Origin of the sequence: Streptomyces sp. NPDC046716 (assembly GCF_040645755.1) — a bacterium.
In the GTDB taxonomy this organism is placed as follows: Bacteria; Actinomycetota; Actinomycetes; order Streptomycetales; family Streptomycetaceae; genus Streptomyces.
The window spans coordinates 20304-27350 of the sequence record NZ_JBEYYU010000088.1 but is presented as its reverse complement, the minus strand read 5'-3'; the positions used below and the strand labels follow the sequence as shown (position 1 = coordinate 27350).

The following is a 7047-nucleotide window of genomic DNA, read 5'->3' as shown; positions in this document are numbered from 1 at the left end:
CACCCTTCGGCTCCTCCAGATCGCCGATCAGCTCTGCGGCGCGGGCGGGAAGCCGGGGGCAAGGCCTCGTACTGGACGTACTCGGCCTTGTGCCCGGTGCGGCGAGAGCACGCACCAGGCGTCGCGGGGCAGACGGGAGTTTGCAGACAGGCCCTAGGGCTTCTTCGGCGGTACCGCGGGTATCCCCAGGAACGGCAGTTTGAGCGCGCCGAACGCGTCCGCCGGGACCGCGGGGCTCTTCGGCTCCACGGGAGACAGCCGGACGTAGGCCGAGCCGGACCTGGGGCGCTGGTCCTCCTCGCCCTTGTTCGGCCAGTACGACATCGCGCGCTCGGCCTGTGCCGTGATGGTCAGCGACGGGTTCACGCCCAGGTTGGCGGAGACCGCGGCGCCGTCGACCACCGAGATGCCGGGGTGGCCGTAGACCCGGTGGTACGGGTCGATCACCCCGGTCTCGGCGCTGTCCCCGATGGGGCAGCCGCCGAGGAAGTGGGCGGTCAGCGGGGTGCCCATCAGCTCGCCGACGTTCGACCCGGCGAAGCCGTTGATCTCCGCGGCGATCGCGGCGGCGCCCTCGGAGGCCGCCCTGATCTGGGCGGGGTTGGGGGCGCCGTGCCCCTGCCGCGCGGTGAGCAGGCCCTTGCCGACGCCGTCCGGCTTCAGGTACGTCGTCAGCGAGTTGTCCAGCGACTGCATGACGAGGCCGATGATGGTCTTCTCCGACCAGCGGCGGTTGGAGAGCGAGCGGGCCATCTGGGTCGGGTGCTTGACCACGTTCGCCAGCCAGCCCGCGACCCTCGACGAGCCCTCCGCGTACGGGACCTGGAGGATCGACATGCCGCCCATCGCGTTCGAGCCCTTGCCGTAGCGGACCGGCTCGATGTGCGTGTTCGCGTCGGGATGGATCGAGGACGTGATGGCGACGCCGCGGGTGAAGTCCGCCCGGTCGCCGCCGTGCTTCCTGCGGTAGCGGCGGTCCGTGGTCTGCGCGCCGACCAGCGCCTCCGAATTGGTCCGGGTCAGCTCGCCCAGCTTCGCCGACAGGTGCGGGAGCTGCCCGCTCGCCTTCATCCGGTGCAGCAGGGTCTGGGTGCCGTACGTGCCGGCCGCGACGACGATCCTGCGGGCCGTGAAGGTCCTGCCCTCGGACTTCTTCTTGTCGTCCGTGGGGAGGGTCGCGACCGCGTAGCCGCCCTGGGAGTCGTCCGTGACGGAGACGACCGTCGTCATCGGGTGGACCTCGGCGCCCGCCTTCTCGGCGAGGTACAGATAGTTCTCGTTCAGGGTGTTCTTCGCGCCGTGGCGGCAGCCCGTCATGCACTCGCCGCACTCGGTGCACGCCTTGCGGGCCGGGCCCGCGCCGCCGAAATACGGGTCCGCGACCTGCCGGCCGGGCTCGGCCCGCGCGCTCCCGTCGGCGTCGTCGCCGTCGCCGAAGAACACGCCGACCGGCGCCATGTGGAAGGTGTCGCCGATACCCATCGACTGGGCCGCCGCCTTCAGGTGCACGTCGGCCGGGGTCATCGTCGGGTTGAGCCGGACGCCGAGCATGCGCTGGGCCTGCTCGTAGTACGGCTTCAACTCCTCCTCCCAGTCGGTGATGTCCTTCCACTGCGGGTCCTCGAAGAACGGCTTCGGGGGCACGTAGAGGGTGTTGGCGTAGTTCAGTGAGCCGCCGCCGACACCCGCGCCCGCCAGCACCATCACGTTGCCGAGCAGATGGATGCGCTGGATGCCGTACATCCCGAGCCTGGGCGCCCAGAGGTAGTTCTTGATGTCCCAGGAGTTCTTCGGCAGGGTGCCGGGGGTGAACCGGCGTCCCGCTTCGAGCACTCCGACCCGGTAGCCCTTCTCGGTCAGCCGCAGGGCCGACACCGAGCCACCGAAACCGGAGCCGATGACCACCACGTCGTAGTCGTAGGCGTCCTCAGTCACGTACACGTTCTCCTTCGAACGACACGGGTCTACTTGAGGCGGAACTTCTTCATCAGGCCGAGGCTGCTGGTCATGAACTGGGCGTACTTCTCGTCGCTCATGCCGAACGACGGCGCCATCGGCATCACGCGCTGGTGCGCGACGGTCTGCGCCTCGGTGTACTTGAGGATGCCCTCGGAGCCGTGCCGGCGGCCGAGTCCGGAGTCCTTCATGCCGCCCATCGGCGACTGCACCGAGCCGTAGGCGGGCGCGTAGCCCTCGTTGATGTTGACCGTGCCGGTGCGCAGCCGGGCCGCGACCTCGTGGCCGCGCTTGGCGTCCTTCGTCCACACCGAGGAGTTCAGGCCGTACGCGGTCGCGTTGGCCTGCGCGATCACCTCGTCCTCGTCGCTGAACCGGTAGACGGCGACGACCGGGCCGAAGGTCTCCTCGCCGCAGACCGCCATCGGCGCCTCGACGCCGTCGAGGATGGTCGGCTCGAAGAAGTACGGGCCGATGTCCGGGCGCGCGACACCGCCCGCGACGACGGTGGCGCCCTTGGCGACGGCCTCCTCGACGTGCCGGGTCACGGTCTCCAGCTGGCGCTCGCCGACCAGCGAGCCCATGTCGGCGCCGTACGCCAGGGACTTGCCGAGCCGCATCGCCTTGGTGCGGGCGGCGAACCGGGAGAGGAACGCGTCGGCGACCGACTCGTGGACGTAGAGCCGCTCGATGGAGATGCAGAGCTGGCCCGCGGAGCTGAAGCAGGCGCGCACCGCACCGGCCGCGGCCTTCTCCACGTCGGCGTCCTTGAGCACCAGCATGGCGTTCTTGCCGCCGAGTTCGAGGGAGACGCCGACCAGGCGGGCGGCGGCGCCCTGCGCGACCTCGCGGCCGGTGCGGGTGGAGCCGGTGAACGAGACGTAGTCGGCGTGCCGGACCAGCTCGGGGCCGACGACCGGGCCCTCGCCGAGGACGACCTGGAAGACCTCGGCGGGCAGTCCCGCCTCGATGAGGAGGTCGCGGGCCCACAGCGCGGTGAGGCAGGTCTCCGTGTCGGGCTTCATCACGACCGCGTTGCCCGCCGCGAAGGCGGGGAGCGCGTCGCCCACCGACAGCTCCAGCGGGTAGTTCCAGGGGGCGATCTGGCCGATGACGCCGCGCGGCTGGCGCAGCTCGGTCACCTTGGTGAGCGTCGGGACGGCGCCGGTGTGCCGCTTCGGCTTCAGGTACGCCGGGGCCTTGCGGCCGTAGTGCCGGGCGGCGACCGCGACGGCCTGCACCTCTTCGTGCGCGTGCAGCCGGGCCTTGCCGGTCTCCAGCTGGATCAGGTCGAGCACCTCGGCCTGGCGGGCCAGCACCAGGTCGTGGAAGCGCAGCAGGACGGCGGCCCGGCGGCGCACCGGGGTCTTCGCCCAGACGGCCTGCGCGGCGCGGGCCCGCTCGAAGGCCTGCGCCACGTCCTCGGGCGTCGACTCGGGCAGGTCGGCCAGCTTCTCCCCGGTGAACGGCGTGTGGTTCGCCGTGCGGCCCGAGCCGACCACGTCACGGGTGAGCTGGGCGATCAGCTCGGGGGTGACCACGTCGGTGACCGTGCGCGCGCCCTCGGGTGCGGCGGCGATCGGGTTCGTCCCGGTCGTCCCGGGCTTCTCGGTCTGCTCTGGGGTGGCCTGCGACTCCGTCATGAAGGGGAGCGTAAGCCTCGGCGCACGCTTTGGGTACCCGTCGGTAATCGCCCTTCACCGCGTCCACACACCGCGCCAGCGATCACTGGCAGCAAAGCTGCTGATCAGGGCCTTTGCCGGTGCCGGTGATCGCCTCTCAACTCTTTTGCAGCTGAAGCCCGGCACACGCCTTCGTGTAGACGTCGGTGCCCTGCTTCTCGGCGTCCCCGCCGTCCTTCGGCATGCTCACCCCGAGGTCGTACCGGCCCCGGTCACCGACGACGTACAGGCGCCGCTCCCGCGTGACCGCGTCGTCGTTCGCGTTCCGGTACGTGATGTCGAGCTCGGCGGCGTCCATGCCACGGAAGGTGGTTCTGGTGACCTTCTTGCTGATGTCGGTGGCGTCCTTCGCCGCATAGGAGTCACCGACGCCGCTCGCCCAGGCGAACGCCGTGGACGTGCCGGTCGTCCAGCGCTTCAGGCTCAGCGTCACGTCGCTCTTGGGGTCGGTGTACTGGACTCCGTCGTCGGACGGGTCGTGGTAGACGTCGGTGAGCTGATCCGGTACGGGGATCAGCGCGTGGAGTCCGGGCTCCTCGCGCGTCGTCCAGCCCTTCTCGGCGCTCGCCGACGGCGAAGCCGATGCCGACGGTGACGCCGATGTCGACGGTGACGCCGATGTCGGGTGCCGGGAGGGCTCGTCGGGCGCGGCCGCCCCGTCGCTGTGCGCGCTGCCGCTGTCTCCTGCGCCCGCGCCCAGCGAGGTGCCGAGCCAGACGCCGCCGCCGACCAGCAGCGCACCGGCCAGCGCGGCCGCCAGCAGAGCGGGCGTACGACGGGACCTGGCCGCCGGGCCGGTCTCCCGGGTGGCCCCGGGAACGGGCTGCGGCGGTGGCTGCTCCTTCTCCGACGGCACGGCCGGCCGGGGCGGCGGCGACGCGGCCGGGTCGAGGGCGGCCGTCAGTTCCCCGGCCGCCTCGGCCGCGTCCGGGCGCAGCGCCGGGTCCTTGGCCATCAGGCGGGCGATCAACGGGCCGAGCGCACCGGCCCGTCCGGGCGCGGGCGGGTCGGAGGAGAGGATCGCGGCGAGCGTCGACTCCAGCGTCGTCCGGCGGAACGGGGACCAGCCCTCCACGGCCGCGTACAGCAGAACGCCCAGCGACCACAGGTCACTTGCCGGGCCCGCGCCGTCGCCCGACATGCGCTCCGGAGCGATGGACTCCAGCGAGCCGACGAACTCGCCGCTGACCGTCAGCGACTCCTCGCCCTGGATGTGGGCGATGCCGAAGTCGGTGAGGACGACCCGGCCGTGCGGGCCGAGCAGCACGTTCGCCGGTTTCACATCGCGGTGCAGGATGCCCTTGGCGTGCGCGGCGCGCAGCGCGCCCAGCACCGCGAGCCCGATCCGGGCCGCCTCGGGCGGGTCGAGCGGGCCCCGGGCGAGCAGTTCGTGCAGCGACTCGCCGCGCACCAGCTCCATGACGATCCACGGCAGGTCGTCCTCGACGACGACGTCGTGCACGGTGACCGCCGACGGATGGTCGACGCCCGCCGCGGCCCGCGCCTCGCGCTGGAGGCGGGCGTAGGCGCGCTGCTGGGCCTCGCCGTGCGGATCGCCGGGCAGCCGCGGCTGTTTCACGGCGACGTCGCGGCCGACGAGTTCGTCGACCGCGCGCCACACGGTGCCCATGCCGCCGGCGCCGATCCGCTCGGCGAGCCGGTAGCGGCCGCCGATGAGGCGGCCCTGGTCCTGCTGTCCCCCGGTTCCGGTCACGTCAGGAGTTCTCGATCTCCAGGTTGGCGACGGCGGCGTCGGCCACCGCGCGGCCGCGGTCGGCGAAGTCGCCCTCGCGCGGGTAGCCGATCATCAGCTCGTACATGTCGCCCCCGACCTTCACGTACAGGATCCGGAGTTCGCGCTTGAGCGAGCCGCTGGTCTCGGAGGTCTGGTAGGTGATGGTGTTGCTGCCCGCCGTGTCGTCGCCGTCGTACGTCGTGTCCTTGGGCGAGCCCTTGGGCGCCGGGTCGGTGGTCATGCCGAAGTCCGAGTCGCCGATCGACTCGAAGTCCTTGTTGTCGGCGTAGGCCTGCGCGGCGCCGTCCTTGGCGATGTCGTTCAGGCTGTCGTCGGCCTTGCGGCGCACCGAGAGTCTGACGAACACCGCGCCGCTCGCGTCGGTGTACTGCACCCAGTGCTCGTCCTTGGCGTCGTCCGCCTCCGGCTTCGACTCGGTGTACCCGGCGGGCGCCGGGACCTTCGCCTTCAGCTCGGCGACGTCGTGCTGCTTCCAGCCGTCGGGGAGCGGCCCCGCGAACGGCTTGGCGATCACCAGGTACGCCACGGCCGCGAGGACGACGACGCCCGCCGCGATCCCGGTCAGCGCCTTGCGGCCGAGCCGGATGCCGCCCTGCGCCGAGCCGATCCGCACCACCTGGGTGGGCGGCGGGGCCGGCGGCTGCGCGGCGCGTTCGAGGAGCGCGCGGACCTGCGGGGCGTTCGGCCGGTGGGCCGGGTCCTTCTGGAGCAGTCCGTTGATGGCGTCGGCGAGCGGGCCCCGCGCCGAGGCGGGCGCGGCCGGTGTCGCGTTCAGCACCGACTGGAGGGTGGCCGGGGTGTTGCTGCGACGGAACGGCGAGACGCCCTCGGTCGCCGCGTACAGCACGACACCCAGCGACCACAGGTCGGACGCGGGGCCCGGGCGCTGGCCGAGGACCCGCTCGGGCGCGATGAACTCGGGCGAGCCGACGAAGCCGCCGGTGTCGGTCAGATTGGTCTCGCCCTCGATCTGGGCGATGCCGAAGTCGGTGAGGATCACCCGGTCGTGGCGGCCCAGCATGACGTTGTCCGGCTTGACGTCGCGGTGCAGGATCCCGGCGGCGTGCGCGGCCTCGAGCGCGCCGAGCACCTCCAGGCCGATCCGGGCGGCCTCGCGCACCCCGAGCGTGCCCTCCTGGAGCGCCTCGCCGAGCGAGCGGCCCTGCACGAACTCCATGACGATCCACGGCTGTCCGTCCTCGACGGCCACGTCGTGGACGTTCACCACGGCCGGGTGGTCGAGCCGGGCCGCGGCGCGCGCCTCGCGGCGCATCCGCTCGAAGGCCTTGGTCCGCTCGGTCTCGGGCAGGTGGTCGGGCAGCCGGGGCTCCTTGACGGCGACCTCCCGGTCCACCGTCTCGTCCTTGGCCCGCCACACCGTGCCCATGCCGCCGTTGCCCAGCTTGCTCAGCAGCCGGTAGCGCCCGGCGACGACCCGGCCCGCGCCCGGGTCCGGATCCGGCTGCCGCGGCGGCACCGTCCGGGTCGGCTGCGCGGCCGCGGCCGGGGCGGGCTGTGCGTACGGGTTGCCCGGGTGCGGGACGTACGACGGCTGCGGCTGCGGCTGCGGTGGCCGCAGCCCGAAACTGGTGGGCTCGTCCGCACGGCCCGGCCCGTAGGGTGCTCCCCCGTTGTCACTCATGGCCCTATCCC

General features: G+C 72.4%; 4 protein-coding genes. All 4 read right to left on the bottom strand.

The window, feature by feature from the left end:
- Positions 1 to 153: 153 nt before the first annotated feature.
- Entirely contained in the window at positions 154 to 1935 is a 1782-nt protein-coding gene (locus ABZ930_RS38290) for a GMC family oxidoreductase (protein ID WP_361559083.1), read from the bottom strand.
- Between the two features lie 29 nt (positions 1936 to 1964).
- Entirely contained in the window at positions 1965 to 3599 is a 1635-nt protein-coding gene (locus ABZ930_RS38285; RefSeq protein ID WP_361559080.1) for a succinic semialdehyde dehydrogenase, read from the bottom strand.
- Between the two features lie 136 nt (positions 3600 to 3735).
- Positions 3736 to 5352, bottom strand: coding sequence for a serine/threonine-protein kinase (locus tag ABZ930_RS38280; protein WP_361559077.1), 1617 nt, complete (start codon positions 5350 to 5352; stop codon positions 3736 to 3738).
- A gap of 1 nt (position 5353) precedes the next feature.
- Entirely contained in the window at positions 5354 to 7036 is a 1683-nt protein-coding gene (locus tag ABZ930_RS38275; protein ID WP_361559074.1) for a serine/threonine-protein kinase, read from the bottom strand.
- Positions 7037 to 7047: the final 11 nt, after the last annotated feature.